This is a genomic window from Aliiglaciecola sp. 2_MG-2023 (assembly GCF_030548145.1).
GTDB classification, from domain to species: Bacteria; Pseudomonadota; Gammaproteobacteria; order Enterobacterales; family Alteromonadaceae; genus Aliiglaciecola; species Aliiglaciecola lipolytica_A.
Map to the genome: position 1 here is coordinate 12,316 of NZ_JAUORY010000009.1, position 26,150 is coordinate 38,465.

General features: G+C 40.3%; 23 protein-coding genes. 19 read left to right on the forward strand and 4 right to left on the reverse strand.

All coding sequences use genetic code 11. The annotated features are described in order from the left end of the window. Positions 1–86 precede the first annotated feature (86 nt). A complete protein-coding gene (locus Q4567_RS10975) occupies positions 87–3,584 on the forward strand; it encodes an ATP-binding protein (protein WP_303500402.1) in 3,498 nt (1,165 codons plus the stop codon). A 100-nt stretch (positions 3,585–3,684) separates the two neighbouring features. Here Q4567_RS10975 and gorA read toward each other — a convergent pair whose 3' ends face one another. Further along, entirely contained in the window at positions 3,685–5,031 is a 1,347-nt protein-coding gene (gorA, locus tag Q4567_RS10980) for a glutathione-disulfide reductase (protein ID WP_216049125.1), read from the reverse strand. A gap of 187 nt (positions 5,032–5,218) precedes the next feature. Here gorA and prlC point away from each other — a divergent pair, with 187 nt between their 5' ends. From prlC to Q4567_RS11015, 7 genes are all read left to right on the forward strand, one after another. Beyond that, positions 5,219–7,273 (forward strand): oligopeptidase A, encoded by a 2,055-nt coding sequence (gene prlC / locus Q4567_RS10985; RefSeq protein WP_303500404.1) that lies wholly within the window; start codon positions 5,219–5,221, stop codon positions 7,271–7,273. Positions 7,274–7,299: 26 nt separating this feature from the next. Further along, positions 7,300–7,998 carry a DNA-3-methyladenine glycosylase I gene (locus tag Q4567_RS10990; protein ID WP_216049123.1) on the forward strand — a complete coding sequence of 233 codons (699 nt, stop codon included), beginning with the start codon at positions 7,300–7,302 and terminating at the stop codon, positions 7,996–7,998. 77 nt (positions 7,999–8,075) lie between these two features. Next, positions 8,076–8,918 carry a bifunctional demethylmenaquinone methyltransferase/2-methoxy-6-polyprenyl-1,4-benzoquinol methylase UbiE gene (gene ubiE / locus Q4567_RS10995; protein WP_216049122.1) on the forward strand — a complete coding sequence of 281 codons (843 nt, stop codon included), beginning with the start codon at positions 8,076–8,078 and terminating at the stop codon, positions 8,916–8,918. Further along, on the forward strand, positions 8,918–9,559 hold the full coding sequence (locus Q4567_RS11000; RefSeq protein WP_303500406.1) for an SCP2 domain-containing protein: 642 nt from the start codon (positions 8,918–8,920) through the stop codon (positions 9,557–9,559). The genes ubiE and Q4567_RS11000 overlap by 1 nt, the downstream gene beginning before the upstream one ends. Before the next feature lie 4 nt (positions 9,560–9,563). After that, complete coding sequence (ubiB, locus tag Q4567_RS11005) at positions 9,564–11,189, forward strand: ubiquinone biosynthesis regulatory protein kinase UbiB (protein ID WP_216049120.1); 1,626 nt, start codon at positions 9,564–9,566, stop codon at positions 11,187–11,189. Positions 11,190–11,282: 93 nt separating this feature from the next. Beyond that, positions 11,283–11,918 carry a TetR/AcrR family transcriptional regulator gene (locus tag Q4567_RS11010; RefSeq protein ID WP_216049119.1) on the forward strand — a complete coding sequence of 212 codons (636 nt, stop codon included), beginning with the start codon at positions 11,283–11,285 and terminating at the stop codon, positions 11,916–11,918. Between the two features lie 56 nt (positions 11,919–11,974). Next, entirely contained in the window at positions 11,975–12,952 is a 978-nt protein-coding gene (locus Q4567_RS11015) for an MDR family oxidoreductase (protein ID WP_303500409.1), read from the forward strand. A gap of 114 nt (positions 12,953–13,066) precedes the next feature. Here Q4567_RS11015 and Q4567_RS11020 read toward each other — a convergent pair whose 3' ends face one another. After that, the gene (locus Q4567_RS11020) at positions 13,067–14,029 is read right to left on the reverse strand and encodes a glutathione S-transferase family protein (protein ID WP_303500411.1); all 963 of its coding nucleotides are present in this window, start codon (positions 14,027–14,029) and stop codon (positions 13,067–13,069) included. A 93-nt stretch (positions 14,030–14,122) separates the two neighbouring features. Further along, the gene (locus tag Q4567_RS11025; protein WP_252729262.1) at positions 14,123–15,040 is read right to left on the reverse strand and encodes a hypothetical protein; all 918 of its coding nucleotides are present in this window, start codon (positions 15,038–15,040) and stop codon (positions 14,123–14,125) included. A 118-nt stretch (positions 15,041–15,158) separates the two neighbouring features. Between Q4567_RS11025 and tatA the strand changes: the two genes are divergently transcribed. The 11 genes from tatA (at position 15,159) to Q4567_RS11080 (ending at position 24,515) form a co-directional block, all read left to right on the forward strand. Next, positions 15,159–15,410 (forward strand): twin-arginine translocase TatA/TatE family subunit, encoded by a 252-nt coding sequence (gene tatA / locus Q4567_RS11030; RefSeq protein ID WP_216049116.1) that lies wholly within the window; start codon positions 15,159–15,161, stop codon positions 15,408–15,410. A 20-nt stretch (positions 15,411–15,430) separates the two neighbouring features. Beyond that, positions 15,431–15,736: a Sec-independent protein translocase protein TatB gene (gene tatB / locus Q4567_RS11035; protein WP_216049115.1), complete on the forward strand. Its 306-nt coding sequence runs from the start codon at positions 15,431–15,433 to the stop codon at positions 15,734–15,736. Further along, positions 15,737–16,501 carry a twin-arginine translocase subunit TatC gene (gene tatC / locus Q4567_RS11040; protein WP_216049114.1) on the forward strand — a complete coding sequence of 255 codons (765 nt, stop codon included), beginning with the start codon at positions 15,737–15,739 and terminating at the stop codon, positions 16,499–16,501. Further along, positions 16,498–17,049: a hypothetical protein gene (locus tag Q4567_RS11045; protein ID WP_216049113.1), complete on the forward strand. Its 552-nt coding sequence runs from the start codon at positions 16,498–16,500 to the stop codon at positions 17,047–17,049. The genes tatC and Q4567_RS11045 overlap by 4 nt, the downstream gene beginning before the upstream one ends. 212 nt (positions 17,050–17,261) lie before the next feature. Then, on the forward strand, positions 17,262–18,056 hold the full coding sequence (locus tag Q4567_RS11050; protein WP_303500417.1) for a TatD family hydrolase: 795 nt from the start codon (positions 17,262–17,264) through the stop codon (positions 18,054–18,056). Next, the gene (locus tag Q4567_RS11055) at positions 18,046–19,944 is read left to right on the forward strand and encodes a diguanylate cyclase (protein WP_303500419.1); all 1,899 of its coding nucleotides are present in this window, start codon (positions 18,046–18,048) and stop codon (positions 19,942–19,944) included. Before Q4567_RS11050 ends, Q4567_RS11055 begins: the two co-directional genes overlap by 11 nt. 24 nt (positions 19,945–19,968) lie before the next feature. Beyond that, positions 19,969–20,967: a porphobilinogen synthase gene (gene hemB, locus Q4567_RS11060; RefSeq protein WP_216049110.1), complete on the forward strand. Its 999-nt coding sequence runs from the start codon at positions 19,969–19,971 to the stop codon at positions 20,965–20,967. Between the two features lie 517 nt (positions 20,968–21,484). Next, the gene (locus tag Q4567_RS11065; RefSeq protein ID WP_216049109.1) at positions 21,485–21,661 is read left to right on the forward strand and encodes a DUF1328 domain-containing protein; all 177 of its coding nucleotides are present in this window, start codon (positions 21,485–21,487) and stop codon (positions 21,659–21,661) included. 59 nt (positions 21,662–21,720) lie between these two features. Next, the gene (locus tag Q4567_RS11070; protein WP_216049108.1) at positions 21,721–21,915 is read left to right on the forward strand and encodes a hypothetical protein; all 195 of its coding nucleotides are present in this window, start codon (positions 21,721–21,723) and stop codon (positions 21,913–21,915) included. A gap of 337 nt (positions 21,916–22,252) precedes the next feature. Continuing rightward, the gene (locus tag Q4567_RS11075) at positions 22,253–23,572 is read left to right on the forward strand and encodes a DUF2254 domain-containing protein (protein WP_303500421.1); all 1,320 of its coding nucleotides are present in this window, start codon (positions 22,253–22,255) and stop codon (positions 23,570–23,572) included. A gap of 391 nt (positions 23,573–23,963) precedes the next feature. Beyond that, the gene (locus tag Q4567_RS11080) at positions 23,964–24,515 is read left to right on the forward strand and encodes a BON domain-containing protein (RefSeq protein ID WP_216049106.1); all 552 of its coding nucleotides are present in this window, start codon (positions 23,964–23,966) and stop codon (positions 24,513–24,515) included. A 52-nt stretch (positions 24,516–24,567) separates the two neighbouring features. Here the strand turns inward: Q4567_RS11080 and Q4567_RS11085 are convergent, their stop codons facing one another. Further along, positions 24,568–25,902 (reverse strand): MATE family efflux transporter, encoded by a 1,335-nt coding sequence (locus Q4567_RS11085; RefSeq protein WP_303500423.1) that lies wholly within the window; start codon positions 25,900–25,902, stop codon positions 24,568–24,570. Positions 25,903–26,150 lie beyond the last annotated feature (248 nt).

Below are 26,150 nucleotides of genomic sequence, written 5' to 3' on the forward strand. Positions count from 1 at the left end.
TATATCATTAGTTACTATCTGGTTAACTTTCAATTTATTGAAAAGCACAGAGGGTTTTGGGTGCAGTTTTTTCTACGGAGTATTTAATGTCAATAAAGCCACGTTTGCCCAAGATAAAATCTTGGTATGGCGGGAAAAACTTATTTATACCTACCTTTTTTCTATTTGTATCAATAATTTCTATCGCTATTATCATTTTCGAAACTCAAATTAATACTACTATTATGGCTTTAGTTGAAGAAAATCAGCGGGCAACAAATAGTCGAATTGACACTCAGGTACAACAATCCCTTTCCAAATATCGAAATGACTTACGCTTTTTGTTTGGTACACCTCCTATTGAAGGTTTTGCCAATACTATGGTGCAAGATTCTGAAGTAGATGGTTCTACTCATGAACAATGGAAACAAAGGTTAGAAACTATCTTTGTAGCTTTTGTTGAAAATAATTCAGAGTACGAACAAATGCGCTTTATCGGCATTGGCAATGAAGGCAAAGAGTTAGTGCGCGTTGAACGAAGTGGCGGTGGCATAAAAGTGGTAGGCGATGCTCACTTGCAAAATAAGAGCGATAGAGACTACTACCAGCAAAGTGTAAAACTGTCTGCGGGACAAATTTATCTGTCCGAAATTTCACTAAATCGTGAGTTTGGCGAAATAGAATTTCCTTATCGTCCTATGCTCAGATTATCTATACCGGTATTCAATAATCAAATCGAACGTTTAGGTTTCTTAATCCTAAATATCAATGCCAGTGAACTGCTGAATTCGATTCAAGGCCTTGTTGATAAACCGAACCAACTAATCTTAACCGATAGTAACGGCTTTTTTCTGGTGCATCCTAATCCAGAACTAATGTACAGCAAGGATCTAAACCCAGAAGCAAGTTGGGACAGTTATTACAATCAGAAACTAGACTTGGGCAGTCAAATCGATATTACTAGAGTGAAACACTACCCAACAGGAGAGTTCTATTCTTCTGCTAAAAAATTAATTATCAGTGGTGATTTTAATGATGGCTTTCTGCTCTCTCATATTCTAACCCCAGAGGCAGTAATAAGTGATTTAGCGATGCAAAGACGAACCAATGTCTATGCCATTTTATTTGTTGTATTTATTGTAATAGTAATCGTTTTGGCGGTTTTTCAGAGAGGGTTGCGTAGAAGTCAGGAATTAGCTGAAGCAAGGGCGGAATCCGAGGCTATTGTTAATGGCTCGCAAGATGCTATTTTCGGGTTAACAACCGATGGGCGAATATCAAGCTGGAATCGCGCCGCAAAGGCGTTATTTGGTTTAGATTTCGAGCAAGTAGAAGGTCGGCGTGTTGTGGAGCTATCGTTATTTCCTGAGGTCAATTTTGATGAACTTATTCATAAATTGGCAAGTGGCGTGAGTCAGCAGTCTTTAGAAACCTGTTTACAGCAGGATCAAAACATTAAGCTGTTGGTTTCACTGTCTGCAATTCTTCAAGATGGCGTTACTTTCAGTGGAGTTGCGGTGATTACACGGGATATTACTAGCTTAAAAAAGGCCGATGAAAAAATCCGTAAAGTAAACGCTGAATTAGAGGTGAAAGTCGCTCGACGTACCGCCCAATTGGAAAAAGCGAGCGATGTTAAAAGCGCGTTTATTTCTAACATTAGCCATGAAATGCGCACCCCACTTAACGGTATAATTGGCACTTTAAATCTCATTAAAAAAGAACCACTTAGTGAACAACAGTTACAGTACCTTGATATGACGGAAGTGAGTGTTAACTCGCTCTCGGTGTTGATTAACGACATTTTAGATTTATCAAAAATAGAAGCGGGTAAATTAGACCTGGATTACAAAGCATTTAAACCTGGTAAATTAATTGAAAGCTTGTGCGGAAGTATGGCAGTCAAAGCGCAAGAGAAAGGCCTAGAATTTATACTTGATAGCATTGATATAAAGTGTGAATCAATCATCAGTGATCCGCATCGCTATTCACAGATTCTTACTAACATTTTAAATAATGCAATTAAATTTACCAATCAGGGACATATTTTAGTCAACGCCTATTCAGAACAACTCGATGATAATCATTGCAGTCTGCATTTCGCGGTGACAGACACTGGAATAGGCATCGCAGAAGAAAATCAGAAACGATTATTCAGTGCATTTTCCCAAGAAGACAGTGCTATCGCTTCTAAGTACGGTGGAACAGGCCTTGGACTATCGATATGCAAACAATTGAGTAAATTACTCAATGGCCAAGTGACCTTCAAATCAGAAAAAGGCAAAGGCAGTACGTTTCATTTCCAAGTACATATCCCCAATGTTAACTTGACGTTCAAACGTCCAGAGAAACATCTCAGTGGCAAACTCGTTTCCATCTTAGTCGCGAATCAACAACTCCATCAAAGTCTATGCAATATGGTCGTCAAACTCGGCGCTAAGGTTATGCCTGATAATGAGATTACCGGCTACTTAGAATCGAATACTGAACTGCCGGCAAAATTGCCTGACATTTTTATTGTTGATCAACTTGATCCTCGGGCACAGTTACTTGAACATTGCTGGGACGCTATAGAATATGCCAACAACAGCTCTGCTAAAGTGGCCATGTTGTATAATACTCGTGATGCCAAAACCATGTTTAAACGTCTTAAGCCCATCTATATTTCCAAACCCGTGTCTATTTCAGAGTTTTTATTGAAATATACCGACAAAAAGCAAACGTTAGCCGACGCCAATGCAGAGCAGAACAAGCCTAAAATAACTGACGTGGATCTTCCCGTAGACAGTAAATTAACCGGTGCTAGAGTATTGGTTGTGGATGACAATGATATAAATGTCGAGGTGGCAATAGGCATTTTAAAACCTACTTCAGTAGAAACAGTGAGAGCTGCCAACGGACAACAAGCAATCGATAAATTGCTCGCATCTGCTGCCAGTGGGGAAATTATTCACTGTGTACTAATGGATTGCCAAATGCCGATTTTGAATGGTTATGAAGCAACTGCGCAAATCCGTAACGGTGAGGCTGGTCAGTTATATATTGATGTTCCAATCATAGCTATGACCGCAAATGCTATGCTGGGAGAAAGGCAAAAATGCTTAGAGGCTGGCATGAATGATTATGTCACTAAGCCAATTTCTGCTGAAAAATTGATAACTAAACTGACTAAGTGGGTGTTATCTGTGTTTAAACCCAAGGTTAAAATTATTAATGACAGTGGAGATACGGAACAATCTATTGCCCAAGCTATTACCTCTTGCGTGGTTTGGGATAAACAGGGAGCACTTACCCGGTTGATGAATAATCAAAACCTGTTGAACAAAATATGTAATATATTTTTGCAAAGCACTGGAGACAAAATTGCAAAGTTGCGAGGCAGCGTCCAGAGTCAATCTTTAGAAGAAATTTGCCAATTGAGTCATTCACTTAAAGGTGTTTGTGGAGATATTGGTGCAATGCAGCTACATGAAACCTTTGGTAATATAGAGATTGAAGCTCATAAACCGAATATTGCCGCGATTGAAAGTTTGCTTGTGACCATGGAACAGCAATATGACACTCTAGTTAACCTGCTTGAAAAACATATCGAAGCTGCAGATTAGATTATTAGCCCAAGGTATTGGCTTAGTAAACCCCTCTAGTTTCGACTGTATTGACAGCCAAAACTAGGGAGAAACGGTTCGCTTTGTTAGTCGGCTAGGGTCACATAGTGACGTATTCTTCTCCAGAAGTAGGATGAATGGCTACGCAAGCATCAAAATCAGCTTTAGTAGCGCCCATCTTCATAGCCACGCCAAATCCTTGCAGAATCTCGTCCATACCGGCACCTATGCCATGTAAGCCGACGACTTTTTCTTCCTCACCTGCACAAACTAGTTTCATTCGAGTCATTTGACGATGTTTCGTCACTGCTGTGTACATAGCCGCGAAGCTAGAGCTATATACTTTAACGTTGTCAGCACCGTATTCTTTGATCGCCTCATCTTCACTTAAACCTATAGTGCCGATTGGAGGATGACTAAATACCACTGTTGGGATAAGAGAATAATCCATGTGTGCATTAGTCTGACCGTTAAATAAACGCTCAGACAATAAACGTCCTGATTTAACCGCAACAGGTGTGAGTTCAACATAACCAATGTTATCGCCTACCGCATAGATCCCATCTACGTTGGTATTTTGGAATTTGTCGACTTTGATGTATCCACGTTCATTGAGTTCAACGCCAGTATTTTCGATGCCAATCTTATCATTAGCAGGTTCACGTCCAATGGCCCAAACAACACAGTCTGTTTCAATACTGGTACCGTTTTCAAATTCAATGGTTAACGAACCATCTGTATTTTTAATTACCTGTGTGGGAGTAGCATGAGTGTGCAGAGTAGGACCATCTTGAGCCATAAGCTCTACTAAGGTTTCGGATAACATAGTATCAAAACTTCTTAATGGCGCGTGTTTACGCACGACTAAATCGGTTTTTGTACCTAAAGCGTGCATTACACCTGCTAGCTCTACAGCGATATATCCGGCACCAACCACAACCGCACGTTTAGGTTGTTGGTTTAATTCAAAAAAGCCGTTAGAGTCGATTCCCAATTCTGCACCTGGGATCTTTGGTATGGTAGGGCGACCGCCAGTAGCAATAAGAATGTGCTCTGCGGTATATTGTTTGCCATTCACTTCAACGGTATTTTTGTCTACAAAAGTAGCAAAACCTGAAATTAAAGTAACGCCATTTTTCTCAAAGCCGCTGCTGTAGCTACCATGAATGCGCTTGATATAGGCTTCTCTGCTTGCAACCAAGGTTTTCCAATCGAATTTATTGATTGTGACATCGAATCCGTAGTCTGGTGCATATAGGTTTATGGCTTCAGCGACATGGGCGCCGAACCACATCACTTTTTTAGGAACACAGCCCACATTTACACAAGTGCCGCCAACCGCTGTTGCCTCAATTATTGCCACCTTTTTGCCATACTTTGCTGCGCGGTTTGCTGAAGCAATTCCACCACTGCCCCCGCCGATACATATGTAATCAAAATCTGCCATGTTTTATCCTGAAGTTAGTTGTATTAATTAGGTTATTGTAGATGAATAAGAAGCACAAATCCTGTGGATTCAATTTTCAGACAAAAAGTTCATGAAGGTAATAAATATATTTGCCTATCTCTTGTAATTGCCTTTATAAGGCCTCACGTACAAAGTTCCAACCCTTAAAATATTAATGGATACATTTATGAATCAAGTCGCCACTCATCATTCTCAATCAGATATCAAGTCTTTGCCTCAGTTTACGCAAATCAAAATTAGCGAAATAAAAGACTCAATAGAAGAGGCGATTTCGAACTGTAAAAACACTATTAATAGGGTATTAGAGCAAGAGACCGTGAATTGGGACACTATCATTCAACCAATTGACGAAATAGATGATATTTTGGGTAAGCTGTGGTCACCAGTATCGCATATGAACTCTGTTGTGAGTAATGACGAGTTGCGTGAAGCCCACGATGCATGTCTACCACTATTATCTTCCTATGGCACTTGGGTTGGGCAGCATAAAGGTCTTTATGATGCTTATACTCAGATTAAGCACTCTGAAGAATTTGCCACACTCTCGGTTGCGCAGCAGAAAGTTATTGATAATGGTATCCGCGACTTCACCTTGTCTGGGGTTGCGTTGGAAGATAGGAAAAAGCAACGTTATGGTGAGATTAAAAGTCGGCTGTCAGATTTATCCTCTACATTTAGCAATAATGTGATGGATGCGACATTGGCTTGGCAAAAACATATTACTGACAAATCTGAATTGGCGGGGTTACCAGATTCTGCCTTAGAAGCAGCTAAGCAATTGGCTGAAAGCAAAGATCTAGAGGGCTGGTTGTTCACCTTAGATATTCCAAGTTATTTGCCCGTTATGACCTATGCCGACAACCGTTCGTTGCGAGAAGAAATGTATCGCGCTTACACCACCCGTGCATCAGAGCTAGGTCCTAATGCAGGCGAGTTCGACAATACCCAGATTATTGAAGAAACCTTAGCTTTGCGTCATGAGTTAGCCAATCTTATGGGGTTTGCAAGTTACGCTGAACGTTCGCTAGCAACTAAAATGGCCGAGTCTACTGAGCAGGTTACTGGATTCCTAGAAGACTTAGCAAAACGCTCAAAACCGCAAGCTTTAAAAGATCTTCAAGAAGTCACCCAATTCGCCAAGGCTGAACATCAGGTAACAGAATTACAAGCATGGGATTTAGCCTACTACAGTGAAAAACTAAAACAGCAACAATATTCCATTTCAGACGAACAATTGCGCCCCTATTTCCCAGAAAAGCAGGTGGTCTCTGGCTTGTTTGAAGTGGTTAAACGTTTATACAAAGTTAATATTGTGCAGCGTCAAAACGTTGATGTGTGGCATAAAGATGTTAAGTTTTACGATATTGTCGACAGTGACGGTGAATTGCGTGGTAGTTTCTATTTAGATTTGTATGCGCGGCCTCGCAAGCGCGGTGGAGCGTGGATGGACGAATGTCAGGTTCGTAGAACGCGAATCGACGGGCAATTACAATATCCTGTGGCTTACTTAACATGCAACTTTAATGGACCCGTGGGCGACAAACCTGCGCTGTTTACCCATGACGAAGTCATTACTTTGTTCCATGAGTTTGGTCACGGTATTCATCATATGCTAACTAAGGTAGATGTGGCCGGCGTTTCAGGAATCAATGGTGTGCCATGGGATGCAGTGGAGTTACCTAGTCAGTTTTTAGAAAATTGGTGTTGGCAACCCGAAGCGCTAGCATTCATATCGGGGCACTATGAAACAGGCGAAGCCTTGCCCAAAGACCTGTTAGACAAGATGTTAGCAGCGCGTAATTTCCAATCGGCGATGCAAATGATGCGACAATTAGAATTCAGTTTGTTCGACTTCACCTTACATGAACAATACCAGCAAGAAAATCCGGTTAATGTGCAAGAATTTATTCAAAAAGTGCGTGAAAAAGTGTCGGTACTTAAAGCTCCGGAATTTAATCGTTTTCAAAATAGCTTTGGGCATATTTTCGCCGGCGGTTACGCGGCTGGTTATTACAGCTATAAATGGGCAGAAGTATTAAGTTCTGACGCCTTTAGTCGGTTTGAAGAAGAAGGGATTTTCAATCCGCAAGTGGGTTCAGACTTTTTACACAATGTTCTGGAAATGGGCGGCAGTAAAGAGCCGATGACGTTATTTGTGGCATTCCGCGGAAGAGAGCCCAGCGTTGATGCATTATTACGCCATTCGGGTATTGCCGCTTAATCAAATTAAAAAAGGATAGTGTGCTTTTGGCAACTTTAGAAACATTTGAACACCTTTACCAACGAGCCTGTGAGCGTAAAGGAGGTCCTAAAAAATTAGCTTTATTGTTGTCGAAGCCTCTGACACCTAAGAAGATAGAAGCTATTGGTGATGATCGTTTTTTAGCAGAATTCAGTAAAAAGGTTTTCCAATCAGGTTTTGTTTGGAGAGTAGTGCGGGATAAGTGGCCTAATTTCGAGCGAGCATTTTTCAATTTTGATATTGAAAAGGTCGTTTTAATGCCAGATGAGATGCTCGAAAAAAAAGCCCAAGATCCCAGTATTATTCGTAATTACAACAAAGTAAAAACCATTCGTGAAAACGCATTAATGATTCAAACCGTTAAACAGGACAAAGGTAGCTTTGCCAAGTTTGTGGCCCAATGGCCCACTCACGATATTATTGGGTTATGGGCATATCTGAAAAAACATGGCGCACGTTTAGGTGGCAATACCGGACCTTACGCATTGCGCGCCTTGGGTAAAGATACGTTTATTCTTAGCCAAGATGTGGTGAGCTATTTTGCCAAAAGAGATGTAATCAGCGGCTCTGCTTCATCTAAACGCAGTTTAACGGCTATGCAAAACGCATTTAACGATTTTCATCAGCAGAGCAATCTTTCACTGCAAGAAATCAGTCAAATTATTTCTTATAGTGTAGGTGATAACCATGTTCAAGTTGAATAGTGATTCTAGGTTCAGGTTTAATAGTCATGCATGAAGATTTTCGGTAAACTGATGAGATTAGTTTAAAAGGAAATACCATGAGCAATAGTCACGTCCCTGAGTCTGAAATTGAGACAAACGAAGTGGATCAAGTAAGTGTTGTGTCGACTGCTGAAGATTCGCCAGTCACTCGAGAAGAAGACTCGCAAACTCACTTTGGTTTTAAACAAGTAGACAAAACCGAAAAAGCGTCCATGGTGGCCGATGTATTTCATTCGGTGGCGGCCAAATATGACATTATGAACGACATGATGTCTATGGGGATTCATCGTTTATGGAAACGCTTCACCATCGATTGTAGTGGTGTTAGAGCAGGACATAAGGTCTTAGATCTAGCTGGTGGAACCGGTGATTTAGCCGCAAAGTTTTCTAAAATCGTTGGCGAAACTGGGCAGGTGGTATTAGCCGATATTAACAACGCCATGTTGAAAGTAGGCCGCGATAAACTGCGAAACAAAGGGGTCGTTGGCAATTTAGATTATGTTCAAGCTAATGCCGAAATGTTGCCGTTCCCAGATAACTATTTTGACGTCATTACCATTGCTTTTGGACTGCGTAATGTCACCGACAAAGACAAAGCCTTGGCTTCTATGTACCGTGTATTAAAGCCCGGTGGTCGTTTGTTGGTACTGGAGTTCTCAAAACCGCAAAGTGACATGTTAAGCAAAGCTTATGATCTGTATTCGTTCCACTTATTGCCTAAAATGGGAAAGTTAGTGGCCAATGATAGTGAAAGTTATCAGTACTTGGCAGAGTCAATTCGAATGCATCCTGACCAAGAGACCTTAAAAGGTATGATGGAAGCTGTGGGGTTTGAGCAAACCACATTTCATAATCTAACCGGTGGCATAGTGGCGCTGCACAGAGGGTTCAAATTTTAATGCCTGCAGCCCAATTAGTGTCTTCTGGCATTGAACGTATTTTTAATCATCTACTGAAACTTGATCCTAGTTCCGTTTTTGCACTCAAAAAAATGGCAGGAAAACAGCTCAGCGTTGATATTCATGAATTACCATGGACGTTAACCTTTAGTTTTTCTGATCAAGTAGATGTATTAGTTGCTATGCCTGATGAAGAGATTAATACTGATTGCCACTTAGCATTGTCGTTGTCCACTTTACAGAAGTTAAAGGACACCAGCCAAATAACCCGTTTGATTCAAAACGGTGAACTTGTGCTAGAAGGTGATGTGGCAATTGCTCAACAGTTTAGTCAGTTAATGACTGAGTTAGATATTGATTGGGAAGAACAGCTATCAAAATATACAGGTGATATGCTAGCGCATAAAACCTTTAGAGCAGGCAAAAAACTCATTCAAACTGCAAAATGTCAGGCTAATCGGTTAGCCGTTACCTTGGCGGATGCGGCAATTGAAGAAAAGCGCATCGCTGCGCCAGCTATTTTAGTGGTAGATTTTTGTGACCAGGTGAATGAACTGCGCAGTGCTACCGACAGGCTTGCAGCAAAGTTAAGTCGCTTAGAAAACCAATCCAGCACCTCATCAAACAAGCAGAGCAGTTAAACCAATGCGGACTCTTCGCCTATATAAGATTAACAAAGTTCTATTGCAACATGGATTAGATGAATTAATTCCTGAACACTGGCTACCTTGGTATGCCAAGCTGGGCAGGTCTTGTCAATTTTGGTTACGTAACCAGCATCCAGATAAACCGCTAGGGGTGAGGATAAGACTGGCGTTGCAAACCCTAGGTCCGGTATTTATTAAGTTTGGGCAGATGCTGTCGACTCGTCGGGATTTACTGCCTGCTGAAATTGCTGATGAATTGGCTATCTTGCAAGATAAAGTGCAACCTTTTGATAGTGCCGTGGCCGTTGAAATCATTAAACGTGCTTTAAATATCTCTGAATTGAATGAGTTATTTTCAGAGTTTGAAATCACTCCTTTAGCCTCTGCATCCATTGCACAAGTTCATAGCGCAGTATTAAAAAGTAACAACAAAGAAGTGATCGTAAAGGTTATTCGACCAGATATTGCTGGCACTATTCATGCTGATATTGAATTAATGCATTCACTGGCATTTGCAGTACAAAAATTATTGCCCGATGGTAAGCGGTTAAGACCGGTTGAAGTAGTAGATGAATATAGAAAAACCATTGTTGAAGAATTGGATCTAGCAAGAGAAGCGGCAAACGGTATTCAATTGAAACGCAATTTTGATGGCGCTGATTCGTTATATATACCAGAGATATACAGTGATTATTGCTCAACCAATGTGATGGTAATGGAGCGCATTTATGGTATTCCCATTTCCAATATTGAAGCATTGGAAGCTCAGAATACCAATATGAAGCTTTTAGCTGAACGAGGTGTCGAAGTTTTCTTTACCCAAGTGTTTCGTGATAGTTTCTTTCATGCAGATATGCATCCAGGAAACATTTTTGTTTCAAAAATGCACCCAGAAAACCCACAATATATCGCTATTGATTTTGGTATCGTGGGTACGTTAAATAGAGACGATAAGCGCTATTTAGCTGAGAATTTTATTGCGTTTTTCAATCGTGATTATCGTAAGGTTGCAGAATTGCACGTGGATTCTGGCTGGGTCCCTGCAGATACCGATATTGAAGCCTTTGAGGTGTCTATTCGCACTGTATGTGAGCCAATTTTTCAGAAACCTTTGGCTGAGATTTCTTTTAGTAATGTGTTGTTGCAGCTGTTTAACACTGCTCGGCGGTTCAATATGGTAGTGCAGCCGCAATTGGTGTTACTGCAAAAAACCTTACTTTATGTGGAAGGTTTAGGACGCTTGCTTTATCCCCAGTTAGACCTTTGGCAGACGGCAAAGCCCTTTTTGGAGCAGTGGATGAAAGACCAGATTGGCTTTGTGGCTATGTTTAAAAAAATTAATGCTAACTTACCATTTTGGTCAGAAAAGCTACCTGAAATTCCTGATCTGATCTATGACAGTTTAAAACAAGTTAAACAACTTCCTGCGCTACAACAAAAACATTTTGAACAGCAGCAATTACAGCAACGTCGGGCTCAAAAAAACTTATTTTATGTGCTCACTGGCTCTACACTGATTATTTTGTCCGGTCTCTTGCCGCTTTACATAAATAGCTTTATTCCCAGTGTTTTAATGGCGGGAAGTGGTTTGGGTGCTTGGATTTATGCGTGGTTTAGGCACTAGTATCGGCTCGATATTAACTCCTTATTTTTAATTAGATCGCCTTATTTAAAACTATTTTTGCATTTTACTAGACGGTCGGTCTATTATATACCTATGAACACATCAAAAATACCAATTCCCAAGCGCGGAAGACCACCTAAGGTGGCACGTGAAAATCAGGATACGCGAGCTGAATTAATCCGCAGTGGCGTAGAGCTTTTAACTGAGCAAGGCTTTTTCGCCTCGGGTATTGATAAAATACTAAAAAAAGTAGGCGTACCTAAAGGTTCTTTTTATCATTATTTTGCTAGTAAAGAAGTGTTTGGGCGTGCAGTTATAGAAAGTTATGCAAGTTACTTTGCCAAGAAGTTAGACAGCCACCTGTTAAATAGCGATATCGATCCTATTCAACGAATATCCAATTTTGTTGAAGACGCTAAATCAGGGATGCAAAAACATCAGTACAAACGGGGTTGTTTAGTCGGAAACCTTGGACAAGAAGTCGATGTTTTACCAGAAAGCTATCGACAATTGCTACTCAATATTTTCACTGACTGGCAAGCTCGCATAGAAGCTTGTTTATTAGAAGCCCAGCAGCAAAAATTGATTTCTGCTAAGGCAAATTGTCAGCTTCAAGCCGAGTTTTTTTGGGTGGGCTGGGAAGGTGCTGTGAGTCGGGCTCGATTAGTACAAGATGCCGAACCCCTTAACAACTTTTTATCACAATTTATTGCGGGATTACCTAGATAGTATTTAGGTATTCGTTTTAACTATTTATAGACGATTGGTCTATATTCGGAGGCTATATGTTTCAAGGTATATTAATTAACAAAGACGACAACGGATATCAGGTTGAATTGAAAGAGCTTGATGACAGCATTCTGCCGGAAGGTGACGTTACTATTAAAGTGACTCATAGCACCTTGAACTATAAAGATGGTTTGGCCATAACGGGCAAAAGTCCAGTTGTTCGTAAGTTTCCTATGGTACCAGGAATTGATTTGGCGGGCACGGTTGAGCACTCTGAGACCGATAAATTTAAAGTTGGCGATAAAGTATTGCTAAACGGCTTCGGAGTCGGGGAAGTGCATTGTGGCGGTCTAGCGCAAAAAGCACGACTTAAAAGTGAATGGCTAATTCCTTTGCCTGAGGCTTTTACTGCTAGCCAAGCTATGGCTATAGGTACTGCTGGTTACACGGCGATGCTTTGTGTTATTGCTCTTGAAAAAAATGGTGTGACGCCAGACCAAGGCGATATTTTGGTCACCGGTGCTAATGGTGGGGTGGGAAGTTTTGCAATCACTTTGCTAGCGAAATTGGGCTATCAGGTGGTCGCTTCAACAGGCCGCCCTGAACAGGCAGATTATTTGAAAAAGCTCGGAGCCAGTGAGATCATCGACCGAGCATCTTTATCTGAAGCAGGCCGTCCCCTTGGAAAAGAAAGATGGGCTGGGGCCGTTGATTCAGTGGGAAGCCATACCCTAGCAAATATCTGTGCCGGTCTTAAGTATGGTGGAACCGTGGCTGCGTGTGGTTTAGCCCAAGGTATGGATTTTCCAGCATCAGTCGCACCATTTATCTTACGCGGGATTACCCTTGCGGGGATTGATAGTGTAATGCGTCCGTTAGAAGATCGTATTGAAGCATGGCAACGCCTAGGTGAATTACTCGATCCAACGACATTAGATGATATTGCGAACAATATAACCTTAAGTGACGTAATAGAGACCGCGAAAGAACTGCTGAATGGCAAGGTTCGTGGAAGAGTGGTAGTAACTCTTTAGGTTTGATTGCGAGAATAGCGCTGAGTTTAAATAGCGGCGCTATTCTCTTATTCCCTGTAAACAACTTTGTAATTTGCTCAATTTCCTTGAGTTCTGATGTTGCATGTAATTGACTTACACTAACAAATCACGATTGTGAGGTTTGTTTAGTTCCATTATCGGACCCGCGGGAATAATCTGGGTTGGATTATACTGGGTGTGGCTAAAATAATAATGTCGTTTAATATGCACAAAATTGACTGTGTCTGCTACTTGAGGGTATTGGTATAACTCACGCAAATAGCCTGAAAGATTTGGATAATCAGCTATGCGGCGGATATTACACTTGAAATGCCCAACATAAACGGGATCAAATCTAATTAAAGTAGTAAACAAGCGCCAATCAGCCTCTGTAATTTGCTGACCTACTAAATATCGTTGTTTAGATAGTCGTTTATCGAGCCAATCTAAGGTTTCAAATAATGGAATAACGGCGTCTTCATAGGCCATTTGATTAGTGGCAAAGCCAGCTTTGTAAACACCATTGTTTACAGTGTTGTATACCCTTTCGTTTACTTCATCAATTTCAACGCGCAAATTCTCAGGGTAAAAATCAATCTGGTTATTTGTCAGTGAATTAAACTGAGAATTGAAAATTCGAATTATTTCAGCAGATTCGTTATTAACAATTGAATTGGTTTTTTTATCCCACAACACCGGAATTGTCACCCGACTGGTGATATCAGCTTGGGCTTTGGTATATACCTGATGCATAAAATCAAAATTAAATAATTTATCCCCTGTTGCATCTGGAAAGTCAGAAAATTCCCAACCATTTTCTAACATGTCTGGGGCCACCACTGATACATCAATATGAGGCTCTAAGCCCTTTAATTTTCGGAAAATAAGTGTTCGGTGTGCCCATGGACAAGCTAATGCAACGTATAAGTGGTAACGACCGGACTCGGGTTTAAACTTTGCATCTGCTTTGATTGATATTTGGTTTCTGAATTTAGAAGCTTGTCTTTCAAATTTGCCACCACTTGATTCAGTGTCGTACCACTGGTCGACCCACTTTCCATCCACTAACAATCCCATGTATCCCCCTTTTATATATGTTGAACGGTTTCATCAAACATATAAGGTACGATTTATTTAAAAAAGTAGCGCACTTTTGTTGCGAAATCAGGGTTAACGTTCGCCAAAATACCCTTCAATTCGCAAAGCGATGCCATAGGATGCTGAAAACTGTTCATCTCTACGCCACAACACAAAAGGTTCAACTTCGTAAAATAACCAACTTCTATCGGTTTGTTTACGTAATTTAACACTGACCAAATATTCTTCTAATCGATAATTTGGCCGAGTTATACCTTCGATGTAATAACCGTAGATGACAGCACTCGAATCATCAAGTTGTTTGAAACCCTGCCAACTATGCTGCCATAACCAATCATTAGTTTTGTCTCTATATTCAAAGCGATTGTGATATCTAAGTAGTAAGTTTTTTGAATAGTCGTAGTTGAAGGTAAGACTGAAGGAGGTACCTAATTTATCTCGGTTATAATAGTAGATTGATGCGTCGTAGCGCATTTCCACTGAATCACTCAGACCTATGGCATCTCGGTATCTAGACTTCGCGTAGTATTGAAATCTGCGACCAAAACCGATTCGATGGGAAAGTCCGCTATCAGGTGACACCTTGTAACGTAGCGCTAAGTTAAAACTATCTTCACGAGCAAATTCACCACTTCCGCTGCTGGCGACTCGGTCGTCTTGCTCTTCGTCAAAATCGGTAAGTATCAAATCAACGCGATTTTTTAGGTTAGGTAGCTTTACTCTGACCTTTAAACGCGCCTCAAATTCCTCTAAATTTCGAGACCTAGGCTCTATTCCGAGTCGAAGACGCACTTCGCCAAGTGCTTTTTGGTCTTCTTGAAGGTTTTCATTTGCAAAAAAATTATCAAACCATTGTGCCGTGTCTAATACCGACTCGGAAATATTTTTATGCATAGAATCAAGCCACACGTCCTGCTCTTCTTGGGCTACAGCGGCATTGCTAAAATGTAAAATTAGAAAGAATAATGCAACAATTCTTAAATTAGGCAAACTTATTGCTCCAAATTGGGTCTATAAATCATGCTCTTTTTTTATCTATGTATCAAATCCAGTGACGTTTCAATTTAGCTACGTATAATAGCCTTACTAAATTTATAGGAGTTTTCAAATGGGTAATATTGGTTGGGCGCAATTGTTGATTGTTTTGGTTATCGTTTTATTGTTGTTCGGAACCAAAAAATTACGTTCTTTAGGTGGTGATTTGGGTTCTGCTGTTAAAGGTTTCAAGAAAGCAATATCAGATAAAGATGCTGATTTCGAAGAAGACACAGCGAAAAAAACTGAAGAAAAGATTGAATCCAAAGAACAAAATGTCCAGCAACAAAATGAAGCTGAAAAGCAACCGCAAAAAACTGAATAGTTGAAAAGAAAAGCTAGCTTATGTTTGATATCGGGTTCTTAGAAATACTGGTTGTGGGTGTGCTCGCTTTATTAGTGCTTGGCCCTGAACGGCTGCCTGGAGCAATGCGCAGTGTGGCGAAAACATTTCGCAGTGTGCGCTCCATGGCTTCGGGTTTTAAACAGGAAGTAGAAGAGCAGTTACGGGTTCATGAATTGCATGAAAACCTCAAAAAAGCAGAGCAGCAAGGTCTAGAAAATTTATCTCCGGATCTGCAAAAAACAGTTGATGAACTGAAAGCATCCGCAGCATCTGTCAATAAGCCTTACGATAAAGATAAATCTTAAATGTCTGATCCTAATAGTTTTATTTCTCATTTAATTGAATTGCGAAGCCGCTTGCTCAAAGCGGTTTTGAGCATACTAGTGGTATTCGTACCTTTAGCGTTTTTTGCTCAAGATTTGTATCATTTGTTGGCCACGCCGTTGTTGAACGCAATGCCTGATAATTCCCAAATGATTGCAACTGATGTTGGGGCGCCATTTTTTGCGCCTTTTAAACTGACGTTAGTATTGTCATTTTTTCTAGCAATACCCTTTGTGCTTTATCAAATTTGGGGATTTATTGCACCAGGGCTTTATCGCAACGAGAAAAAATTGATCGCGCCTCTTTTGCTTTCAAGCACACTGCTTTTTTACGCTGGAATTGCCTTTGCCTATTTTGTGGTCTTCCCGGTCATATTTGCGTTTTTCGCAGGTATAGAAATTAACGGTGTTGCATTCACAACGGACATTAGTAGTTATCTTACCTTTGTATTGAAGTTGTTTTTTGCCTTTGGACTCGCCTTCGAAATTCCGGTAGCGGTGATTCTGATGTGTTGGGCTGGAATTACCGATGCAGCCTCGCTAAGGGCGAAAAGGCCGTATGTCATAGTGGGGGTGTTTGTTGTGGGGATGTTGTTGACACCGCCCGACATAATCTCGCAATCGTTATTAGCTGTTCCCATGTGGATACTATTTGAAATAGGAATTATTATTGGGGCGTTATATACACCAAAAGCAGATGACGAAGACGAACAACAAGAAAAAGAAAAAAATCAGGAAGTATCATGAAGAAATTAATTATATTGTTTTTGTCAGTTTGTGTTTATGTCACTACTGTGTCAGCACAAGCTGAAACCGTTGGTGAGGCTCTTAAAAACTGTGGACAAGTTCAAAATAGTTTAAAGCGCCTAGTTTGTTATGACAAAATCGTCAATCAATTAAACCGTTACGGCGGGTTGCAGGACTTGATGCAAGTGCCGGCACCTTTACCTGCAAATAATCAGTTAGCAGCGCAAAATTCTGAGCAAAATATTGTACTAGAAGCTAAGCCTGAAAACGCAACGAAAAGTCAGCGTAATGCTGAATTTGGTAGGCAAGCAAAGCTGCCTGAAGATACCGATGATAAAATCTATGCAACTGTGGTTGAAGTCACTAAAGATGGCCTTAAACGGGCTGTTTTCAAATTAGACAATGGACATATTTGGCGTGAACAGGAAGCCACTAATTTTAAAGTGAAGGTCAATGAAGTAATTTATATAGAACGCGGTGCACTAGGTTCCTATCATTTAGGAAAAGATAGTCAAAATCGCCGTATTAGAGTGAAGCGTATTAACTAACCTCACAGCGAAGCAAGTTACCCTGAGGTTATGCACACTAGGGTAAATCCTTGTGATACATTAATGGGCTATAGTATTTAAATTATAAAATTGTGCCTAGCCCATGAATTATGGGGATAAACAAGATGTTTCAAGGAGTGTTCTCTTAATGAGCAGTATAGAAAGACCGATCAAGGTTGTTGGTTGCATAATGCTGAGTCAGGCCTACTAGTTTGACCCACTGGTTTGATATAGGCATAAACTTACCGGATAAGCGTTTAGTGTTTCCGGATGCTATTGACCATGCCCTTAATAATGACGTAACTGGTATATTACTCATTGGTACTGATATCCAGCAAAGCCAAGAAGCGCTTTCGATAGCCCAACAATTTCCAAACAATTTGGTTACCAGTGCGGGTATTCACCCGCACTATGCAAAAGATGCCGCCCCCGACTTTATCGAACAACTCAAAAACCTAGCGACTAACCAAAAGGTTGTTGCTATTGGCGAATGTGGATTGGATTTCAATCGTAATTTCTCGCCAGCACAGACACAATTGCGGGTATTTGAGCAACAGTTGGAATTAGCTTGCGAATTACAGTTGCCGGTTTATTTGCACGAACGAGACGCATTTGCTGAACAAATCGCCCTGTTAAAAGCCTATTCCCCCAAATTATCGGGGGCTGTGGTCCATTGTTTTACTGGCAGCCTCGCTCAAATGGAAGCCTATTTAGAGTTAGGTTTCTACATTGGTGTTACAGGCTGGGTTTGTGACCCTAAGCGTGGTGAATCTTTGCGTGAAGCCGTATTAAAATTACCATCACAACGAATGCTTTTGGAAACAGACTCTCCTTATTTATTTCCTAAAACGCTAAAGGCAAAGTCCCGTAACAATCAACCCGCTCATATTCCGCACATTGCTGAATTTATTGCAAATTTACGTAATCAGGAGCTACAGGACTTGAAGCAAAACTGTTGGCAAAATACTATGGATTTATTTGCAGTAGGCGCAAGTTTTGAACATTAATAAAAATTCTGTGGGCGTCCACAAAACTTGGTTTATTGGCCTAATTATACTGTTTGGATTAATCAGTATTTTGTCCATCGCAAAACTAGGTTCTACAAACAACTATTTACTCGATATAAATCAAGGCACCCTTTATCTTGAGGACCCCACGAACTCTCTTACTATAGAGAAGTTGCGAAAATATCAAAATTCACAGTGGAATCAAGAAAGCTCAGACTTTTTAGTGTATGGAATGAGCAAAACGCCGTATTGGTTTAAGTTTTTTCTGCCCAACAACCTTAGTGAAAATCCAAAATTAATTGAAATCGACTACGTCATGCTCGACAAAGTCGATATATGGTTTTTTAGTAATGGAAAATTGATTTCGGAATACCACGAAGGTGACAGTTATCCGTTTAATTCCCGTCAGATAAAAAATGAAAAGTTACTCTTTCCTGTACCAAATTCGGAGAAACGAATTTCAGCCATTGTCAAAGTGCAGACAAGTGGCACTGTGAAATTGCCGCTGCGTGTTTGGGAAGAAAAAGAGTATTTGATTTACAATAGTGAGCAAAATTTACTATTGGGATTGTTTTTCGGTTTTATGCTGGCAATGGCCCTGAGTAATTTGTTCTTTTATGTTTCAACCAAAAAGCCCAGCTTCCTAAGTTATAGTTTATACGTGGTATCGATTGCACTAACTCTTGCTACGTTGCACGGTATTGGATTTAAATATATATGGCCAGATTGGGTATGGCTACAAAGTCGCAGCGTGGGCATTTTCGCCACCCTCACCATTTTATTCGCATGCATATGTACACGACAGTTACTGGAAGTTTACAAACATAGTAGAACCTTAGATCAATTATTGAAATATTCAGTGTGGTGGCTTCTGTTATCCGTTTTTGCGAGCTTAAGCATTCCTTACTATTACTACATCATGTATTTCCTTGTGATCTTATGTTTCGCATCTATTTTGGTGTTTGTGGTTTCACTATTAATGATGTTACGAGGAGTTAAACTCGCACGTTTGTATCTGCTTGCTTGGTCGGTTTTACTTGTTTCTGGCGTTTTAGCAGGACTAGAAAGCGCAAATTTACTCGAGATAGATTTGCCAGCACAATATTTTGTTATGTTAGGTGCGGCCATTGAAACCTTTATGTTGGCTTTTGTTTTAGTTATTTCGTACTCCATTCAGCGCGAGGAGCAATATCAGAGTCAGGAACTCGCTTTGCTTGAAGAACGTATGGCCCGAGAAGCGCAAGAGGAAGCACTTAAACTAAAAGAGCAAGCCCAGCAGAGTTTAGAATATAACGTTCAGGAGCGTACCCTAGAGCTCGAAATAGCACTGCGGGAGTTGTCTGAAACAAACAATGAGCTAGAACAGCAAACCCGTACCGATAGTCTGACCGGTATTCGCAACCGTAAACACTTTGATAAAAAATTTCAAGCAGAGGCTCGACGCTGTCGCCGCGAGCGCTCTGATCTATCCTTAATCATGCTGGACATAGATCATTTTAAGAATATTAATGACACTTATGGTCATGTTGCCGGTGACGAAGTAATTAAAAATGTGGCTAACATTTTAAAACAGAATTTAAAACGCACAACTGATGATGCCTGTCGCTACGGTGGAGAGGAGTTCGCTCTTATATTGCCGAATACTGATTTTGAAGGTGCTAAAGCATTGGCACAAAGACTCCGAGAAATCATTGAAAACACCGTTACCGAAGTTGATGAATTACAACTCAAAGTCACCATTAGTGCTGGCGTTGCTTCTACTATCGTGAGTGGTGTAGAGGATGAAAAAAATCTTTTAGAGAGTGCCGATAAGGCTTTGTATCAGGCGAAACGAGATGGCCGAAACCGGGTGAGAAGTATACATTTACACGCCCGCGATATTGTATAAATAACTAAAGAGGTAAATATTTCTATGTTCGATCAAAAGTTTCCTGCCAACCGTATGAGAAGAATGCGCAAACACAGTTTCACCCGGGAGATGATGGCAGAAAATACCCTAACTGCGAAGGATTTGATTTACCCCATGTTTGTTGTTGAAGGCACACAGCAACGAGTTGCGGTCCCCTCTATGCCAGGTGTAGAGCGTCTATCTATTGATTTATTGGTGGAAGAAGCTAAAGAATTGGTCGACCTAGGAATACCCGCTATCGCTATTTTTCCCGTGACTCCCCTCGATATTAAATCGGATTGTGCGAGCGAGGCATTTAACCCTGAAGGTTTAGCACAGCGAGCGGTAAGAGCAATAAAACAGAATGTTGCTGATATTGCGGTGATTACCGATGTCGCACTCGACCCTTTTACCTCTCACGGACAAGATGGTTTGATTGATGAGTCAGGTTATGTCTTAAATGATGAAACCTGTGAAGTATTGATGAAACAGGCTTTATCACACGCGGAAGCTGGCGCAGATATCGTTGCTCCTTCAGATATGATGGATGGACGTATTGGAATGATTAGGCAAGCCCTAGAACAGCATGGCTATATTAATACTTGTATCATGGCTTATTCCGCTAAATACGCGTCAAACTACTATGGCCCTTTTCGTGATGCAGTCGGTTCAGCTGGCAATATTAAAGGGGGAAATAAGCATAGTTATCAGATGGATCCTGCTAATTCCGATGAAGCGCTTCACGAGATCGCACTTGATTTAAAAGAAGGTGCAGATATGGTGATGGTTAAACCAGGTATGCCGTATTTAGATATAGTTCGGCGTTGCAAAGATACCTTTCAAGTTCCCACTTTTGTTTATCAAGTTAGTGGTGAGTACGCGATGCACAAAGCTGCATTTGAAAATGGGTGGTTAAATGAAGAAGCCGTAATCATGGAATCTTTGGTGGCATTCAAACGTGCTGGAGCAAACGGCATTTTGACCTACTTTGCAAAGCAAGCCGCGCAAATACTGGCAAGGTAATTATTCGCCGGTTTGCTAATCGCGCCATATTCCAGATACGGCAAGGTTTGCATCTAATATCGAAGTTACATAGCCAAGCATAGTTAACCTTAATTGTGCTTGGCTTAAACTCTTCCCCCTCTTTGGGCAATGACGCTCACACTTTAATATGAAACTAAGATTAGTTCGGATAGCTAGCCGTTTATGCAGCGAAATACTTCGTTGACTAGTGCTCACCGCTGTCAATTAAATACTGCTTTGACCTATGATAAAAGAACTAAGCATGACAGCCAACCTAAATTTAAGCGTTTATAGTCAAGCAATATCAGCTCAACCAAGCAAATACAGAACAATCACATTGTAGATGTGAAAAAGTTTCTAGATTCAGTGTACTTTTTGCAAATTAAACTCAACGTTGAAGGTATAGGGATTATTTAGAGTTGTTATTTTTATTTATATATCAATGACTTACTTTGTTGTTCGATGTTGGCACGTAATGCGCATTAAGAATATCGAACACAAACAAAAGGAGAATATCATGTTGAGCTGGGCACTAACATTTTTGGTTATCGCAATTATTGCAGCTGTATTTGGTTTTGGTGGAATTGCAGGTACTGCAGCTGGTATCGCTAAAATCATCTTTTTTGTTTTCGTAGTTTTACTGGTGATTTCACTCGTAGCCAATGCCGTTCGCGGTAAAGGTCCGAAAGTATAGAGAACTCGATCATCACGCTAAATGAACTTTATAAAAATTCATAATTAATGGAGATACACATGAAAAATTTTAAACATACTTTACAAATCTTACTAATCGCTGGTTCAGTATTCGCTCTAGCTGCTTGTGAGCAAGGTCCTGCAGAGGACGCTGGTGAGAAAGTTGATGAAATGGTAACAGACGCAGGTAATGCGCTAGAAGATGCTTGCGAAGACGTTAAAGAAGGCGTTAAAGCAGAAGACAAAGACTGTTAATAAATGTCAACCCGAAGCGCTTTCACGCAGAATAAAAGGGCTCAATGAGCCCTTTTTTATTTTCAGATGAGGTGATTTATGGACTTTAAAATAATTATTATCGCAATTGTCATCAGTGTAGGATTTTTTGTGACATCTACCGGACTAGCAGGTGGCAGTCCAATCTACACATTCTTGGCTTCCTTTGGTCTATTTATGATTATACTGGTAGTTAGCATGCTACTTTTTGCCAAGAAAAGATCGAAAAAATAAATTGATTTAGTAACCTCACTCGATGCACGAAAGTGAGGTTACTTCATGTTTGATTGGCGGTGGCGGTTACAATAAGGATGTATGAATGAAAAACCTAGCCAGATTAGATAAACTGTTTGACTCAATAAAGACTAGTTTCTGGTTTGTCCCGCTACTTATGGTTGTGACATCGATTACTTCAGCTTGGTTAATGGTATGGATTGATCATGCTCAAGCTTGGGGGGCTTTAGATTGGTTACCTTTCCTCTATCAAACCGATCAGAGCACGCTTCTTTCATTACTTAATACCATCGCCGCTTCAATGATAACGGTTACTAGTATCGCGTTTTCAATAACAATTGTTACCTTAACCTTAGCATCTTCTCAGTTTGGTCCGCGCTTGATTCGTAATTTTATGGACGACAGAGGAACCCAAGTCGTACTAGGAACTTTCATTTCAATCTTCTCATACTGCGTAGTACTAATTTACTCCATGAGTCTGGATTCAAATCAAGGCATCAAAATGGGCTTGGCTATTATTTGGTGTCTACTGGCCACATTATTTAGTGTCATTGTTCTCATCTATTTTATTCATCATGTAGCCCGTTCAATTCAAGCAGATAACGTCATTAATGAATTGTGTGAGGAAATAAACCACGCAATAGAACCGTTATTTTGTAATGAGCAAACCTCTGTTTTACAGAATAAGGCGGACAGCAGCTTTTCTTATACTTTGTCAGTGAAAGCGAAGCAAAGTGGCTATTTGCAACTTTTAAGTAATGATAAGTTACTTGATGTCGCCACTGAGCATGATGTTTTAATCGAGTTGAATTGGCGACCCGGCGATCTGATTAACCAAAGCACGGAACTGGCTAGCGTGAAGAGTCTGACGCCCATTACAAGTGACTTAAATAACGCGGTAAATGAATGTTGTGTCATCGGCAGTAATAGAACACCGATTCAAGATCCTGAATATGCCATACACCAAATGGTAGAAATCGCGGTACGCGCGCTATCTCCAGGGGTTAATGATCCCTATACGGCGATAACCTGCGTTGATAAATTGTGTTTAGTGCTATGTAACTTATCCATTCAAAAGTTGCACGCCGGACAATATTTTGATCAAAGTGGCCGATTAAGATTATCTCGCAAACCTTATGATTTTGTGGGGTTAGCGAACTCTGCATTTGATCAGATTCGTCAATATGCTGTCGGCTCTGTGGCGGTGACAATTCGGCTACTTGAGAGTCTAGAACGTATTGCATTGGTATCAGATAAGATCGACGTGCATAGGGTGATTCAACGTCAACTGCATGCTATTGAGCAAGGCAAAGAAAGCGCACAATACACTGAAAAAGACACAAAGGATTTTGTCAAAATAGCACAAAATGTTAAAACTCTTCTAACTGTTGAAACTTTGAATTAGATCTTGTAGAGCAACTAGAATAAACCATTTAGTGAAATGCTTAGGTGATGATCTGTATCACTGCTCTACAAGGTCACTGTCGTTAAATCTGCTACATACTAATAACCTACAGCTTCCATAAACTTCAGCGCTAAGTAGCGCTGAAGTTTATTTTACAAGCCTGCAAATACCGCCCCGCAAAATCTCTAATTGCCAATATCGAATACTTCTAATCAGTGAAAAATTTGCTTGCGCTTAAAGCTGTAGAAATTACATTTGAGTATTTCGAAAATACATACTCCTTTTACGCTATGAACATGGGAATTATTTAATTTATATAAAAAACAATTAGTTATTAGTTGGCATCGAATTGGCATTAGCTAAAGTGTCTAAACAAAAAGGAGAGACTGATATGAAACGTACTACTTGTTCACTAATTATAGCCGCTGCTTTAACAACTGCTTCAATGAGTGCTAACGCAGAAAACGAATGGTCAGATAAAGCAAAAGATGCATGGATTGACGGTAAAGCTGAAACAACTTTATTATTCAATGGCAACCTAGATTCTTTCGACATTAATACTGACGTAAATGATGGCGTGATTGTGCTAACCGGTAAAGTTGATACCGATGTGGATAAAGCGTTAGCAGAAGAGTTAATGTTGTCACTTGAAGGTGTAGAAGAGGTTGATAATCAATTAACCGTTATCAAAGATGAAGATGATTCTGACACCGCCCAAATAATGCAAACCCTGAAAGACTCAAAAGTGGAGTCTGTGGTTAAAACCCGTTTACTATTCGAATCTGAAGTCAGTGGTACTGACATTGAAGTTGAAGTTGAAAACGGTGTGGTGACCCTAACAGGTACGCTAGACTCAAACGCTGAACGTGATTTAGCGGTAACTATTGCCGAGAATACAGACGACGTGAAAAACGTTGTTTCTAATCTTACAATTGGCAAATAGTATTCACTAAAGTCTACAATTTGATAATTCCAAAGCGCCTTCGGGCGCTTTTTTACGTTGTGTGTAAGCGTTTTATATAAAATTCTTTGTATCGATAAAAGGGGATAACTTTAAGTAACTCTTCAATTGGGATCATCGCAAATGCCCAAAAAATTGACACCTCGAAGTATAGAATCAGTAAAGCACAAATTGGCAAAGCAATAGCCCATTGGGTGATAAAGTGAATTTTCAGGACAAGATTACTGTTTCCCAGTGCGCGCAAGATGTTTCCTGCAACCGTATTGTAGGCTCTTATAATCGGCAGCACGATATATAAAGGAGCTATTACCATCAACGCAGTTTGTACCTCTGCTTCAATATCTGGGTAAATAAAATGAATATTTTGGCTGAGTAGTAAAAATATGGCAGCGATAAAAAGCGATATGATCATTCCCACTTTGGTACATTTAGAGATAAAGGTTTTGTGCTCTTTGCTACCCCTTTGTCCTAGTGCCTGACTTATACTGATTGCCGAAGCTTGCGCCCAAGCATTAGGAAATTGGGTGCCTGCCCGGACCCAGGGGAAGATCAAAGTGATTGCAACGAATGCAAATAAATCTAATTGAGCAAATAACAGTTGATAAACGGTGGCGCCAACATAAAGCACAAAAAAATTCGCGGCGATAGGATAAATTTCGGCAAATTGTGGGCCAATTTCTGTTAGAAATGGCCTATTTTTGGGGTAAGTGAGGTCGACTTTGTTATCCAGTTTCAGGGCTAAATAAAGGAAGCTAGCCCTTAAAAATATCGATATTAAACTTCCCCAAGCGGCGCCTTCTACACCTAGACCTTTATAATCAGCAAATCCATTAATCAACACATAACTCAATAGTGCGTTGACGGGCAACTCAATCATAAAGCCTTTAAGCGGTACCATAGTATTGCCAATGCCATTACAAAATGCAGTACACACTTGAGTGTATGCGGTCAGCAAAACAATATACTTAGTAATTGAAATATAAGATTCGGTGAGTTCTGCAAGTTCGGGGTTGTCGGTAATTCCAGCCACTATATCGGAACTGAAAAAGGTCAAAATAAATATAAAAATCAATGATGTAGATATATTTATAACTAAGCCTGACCAATAGGCAATGGCTAATTCTGCTTGGCTTTTTGAACCAAATGCTCTGCCAACCAGCAGCTGTATGCCATTACCAATAGCTATTTCTATGCCCAACACAAACGCCACTATGGTCGTTGCAATGCCCATAGCGGCCACGGGCAATTCGCCCAAGGGAGCAACGAGCAGGGTATCAATCATCAACATGGATTGAACGAGCAAGGCATTAAAAGCTAAGGGCCACGCAAGTGCAAAGTTTCTTTTAATTTGCGAATTGGAATTTATCAATGGATTATCTTTATTAAAAACGCGCCACAATAATTAAAGGTTGTGGACTCATTTGACTCGAGTGAAATGTAAATCGAGCCATTTTTGATGGATACAGCGATATTACGAATAACATTATTCTACATAGCAAACTATTATGTAACAAAGGAATTTACAAGGGAATAACTAAGGCGAGCGCGATTCATAACGGAATCATTGCTAAGGCTAGCCTGAAAGTACCTGTTTTATGTTTAATTCGACTGAAATAG

Excerpts from the sequence above, each read along its gene's own strand:
- gorA (WP_216049125.1), bottom strand. The coding sequence starts at position 5,031 with ATGGCAGATTTTGATTACATATGTATCGGCGGGGGCAGTGGTGGAATT.
- Q4567_RS11015 (WP_303500409.1), top strand. The coding sequence starts at position 11,975 with ATGTTTCAAGGTATATTAATTAACAAAGACGACAACGGATATCAGGTT.
- tatC (WP_216049114.1), top strand. The coding sequence starts at position 15,737 with ATGTCTGATCCTAATAGTTTTATTTCTCATTTAATTGAATTGCGAAGC.
- Q4567_RS11000 (WP_303500406.1), top strand. The coding sequence starts at position 8,918 with ATGCCTGCAGCCCAATTAGTGTCTTCTGGCATTGAACGTATTTTTAAT.
- Q4567_RS11080 (WP_216049106.1), top strand. The coding sequence starts at position 23,964 with ATGAAACGTACTACTTGTTCACTAATTATAGCCGCTGCTTTAACAACT.
- tatA (WP_216049116.1), top strand. The coding sequence starts at position 15,159 with ATGGGTAATATTGGTTGGGCGCAATTGTTGATTGTTTTGGTTATCGTT.
- Q4567_RS11065 (WP_216049109.1), top strand. The coding sequence starts at position 21,485 with ATGTTGAGCTGGGCACTAACATTTTTGGTTATCGCAATTATTGCAGCT.
- ubiE (WP_216049122.1), top strand. The coding sequence starts at position 8,076 with ATGAGCAATAGTCACGTCCCTGAGTCTGAAATTGAGACAAACGAAGTG.
- tatB (WP_216049115.1), top strand. The coding sequence starts at position 15,431 with ATGTTTGATATCGGGTTCTTAGAAATACTGGTTGTGGGTGTGCTCGCT.
- ubiB (WP_216049120.1), top strand. The coding sequence starts at position 9,564 with ATGCGGACTCTTCGCCTATATAAGATTAACAAAGTTCTATTGCAACAT.
- prlC (WP_303500404.1), top strand. The coding sequence starts at position 5,219 with ATGAATCAAGTCGCCACTCATCATTCTCAATCAGATATCAAGTCTTTG.
- Q4567_RS11070 (WP_216049108.1), top strand. The coding sequence starts at position 21,721 with ATGAAAAATTTTAAACATACTTTACAAATCTTACTAATCGCTGGTTCA.
- Q4567_RS10975 (WP_303500402.1), top strand. The coding sequence starts at position 87 with ATGTCAATAAAGCCACGTTTGCCCAAGATAAAATCTTGGTATGGCGGG.
- Q4567_RS11045 (WP_216049113.1), top strand. The coding sequence starts at position 16,498 with ATGAAGAAATTAATTATATTGTTTTTGTCAGTTTGTGTTTATGTCACT.
- Q4567_RS11020 (WP_303500411.1), bottom strand. The coding sequence starts at position 14,029 with ATGGGATTGTTAGTGGATGGAAAGTGGGTCGACCAGTGGTACGACACT.
- hemB (WP_216049110.1), top strand. The coding sequence starts at position 19,969 with ATGTTCGATCAAAAGTTTCCTGCCAACCGTATGAGAAGAATGCGCAAA.
- Q4567_RS11075 (WP_303500421.1), top strand. The coding sequence starts at position 22,253 with ATGAAAAACCTAGCCAGATTAGATAAACTGTTTGACTCAATAAAGACT.
- Q4567_RS11010 (WP_216049119.1), top strand. The coding sequence starts at position 11,283 with ATGAACACATCAAAAATACCAATTCCCAAGCGCGGAAGACCACCTAAG.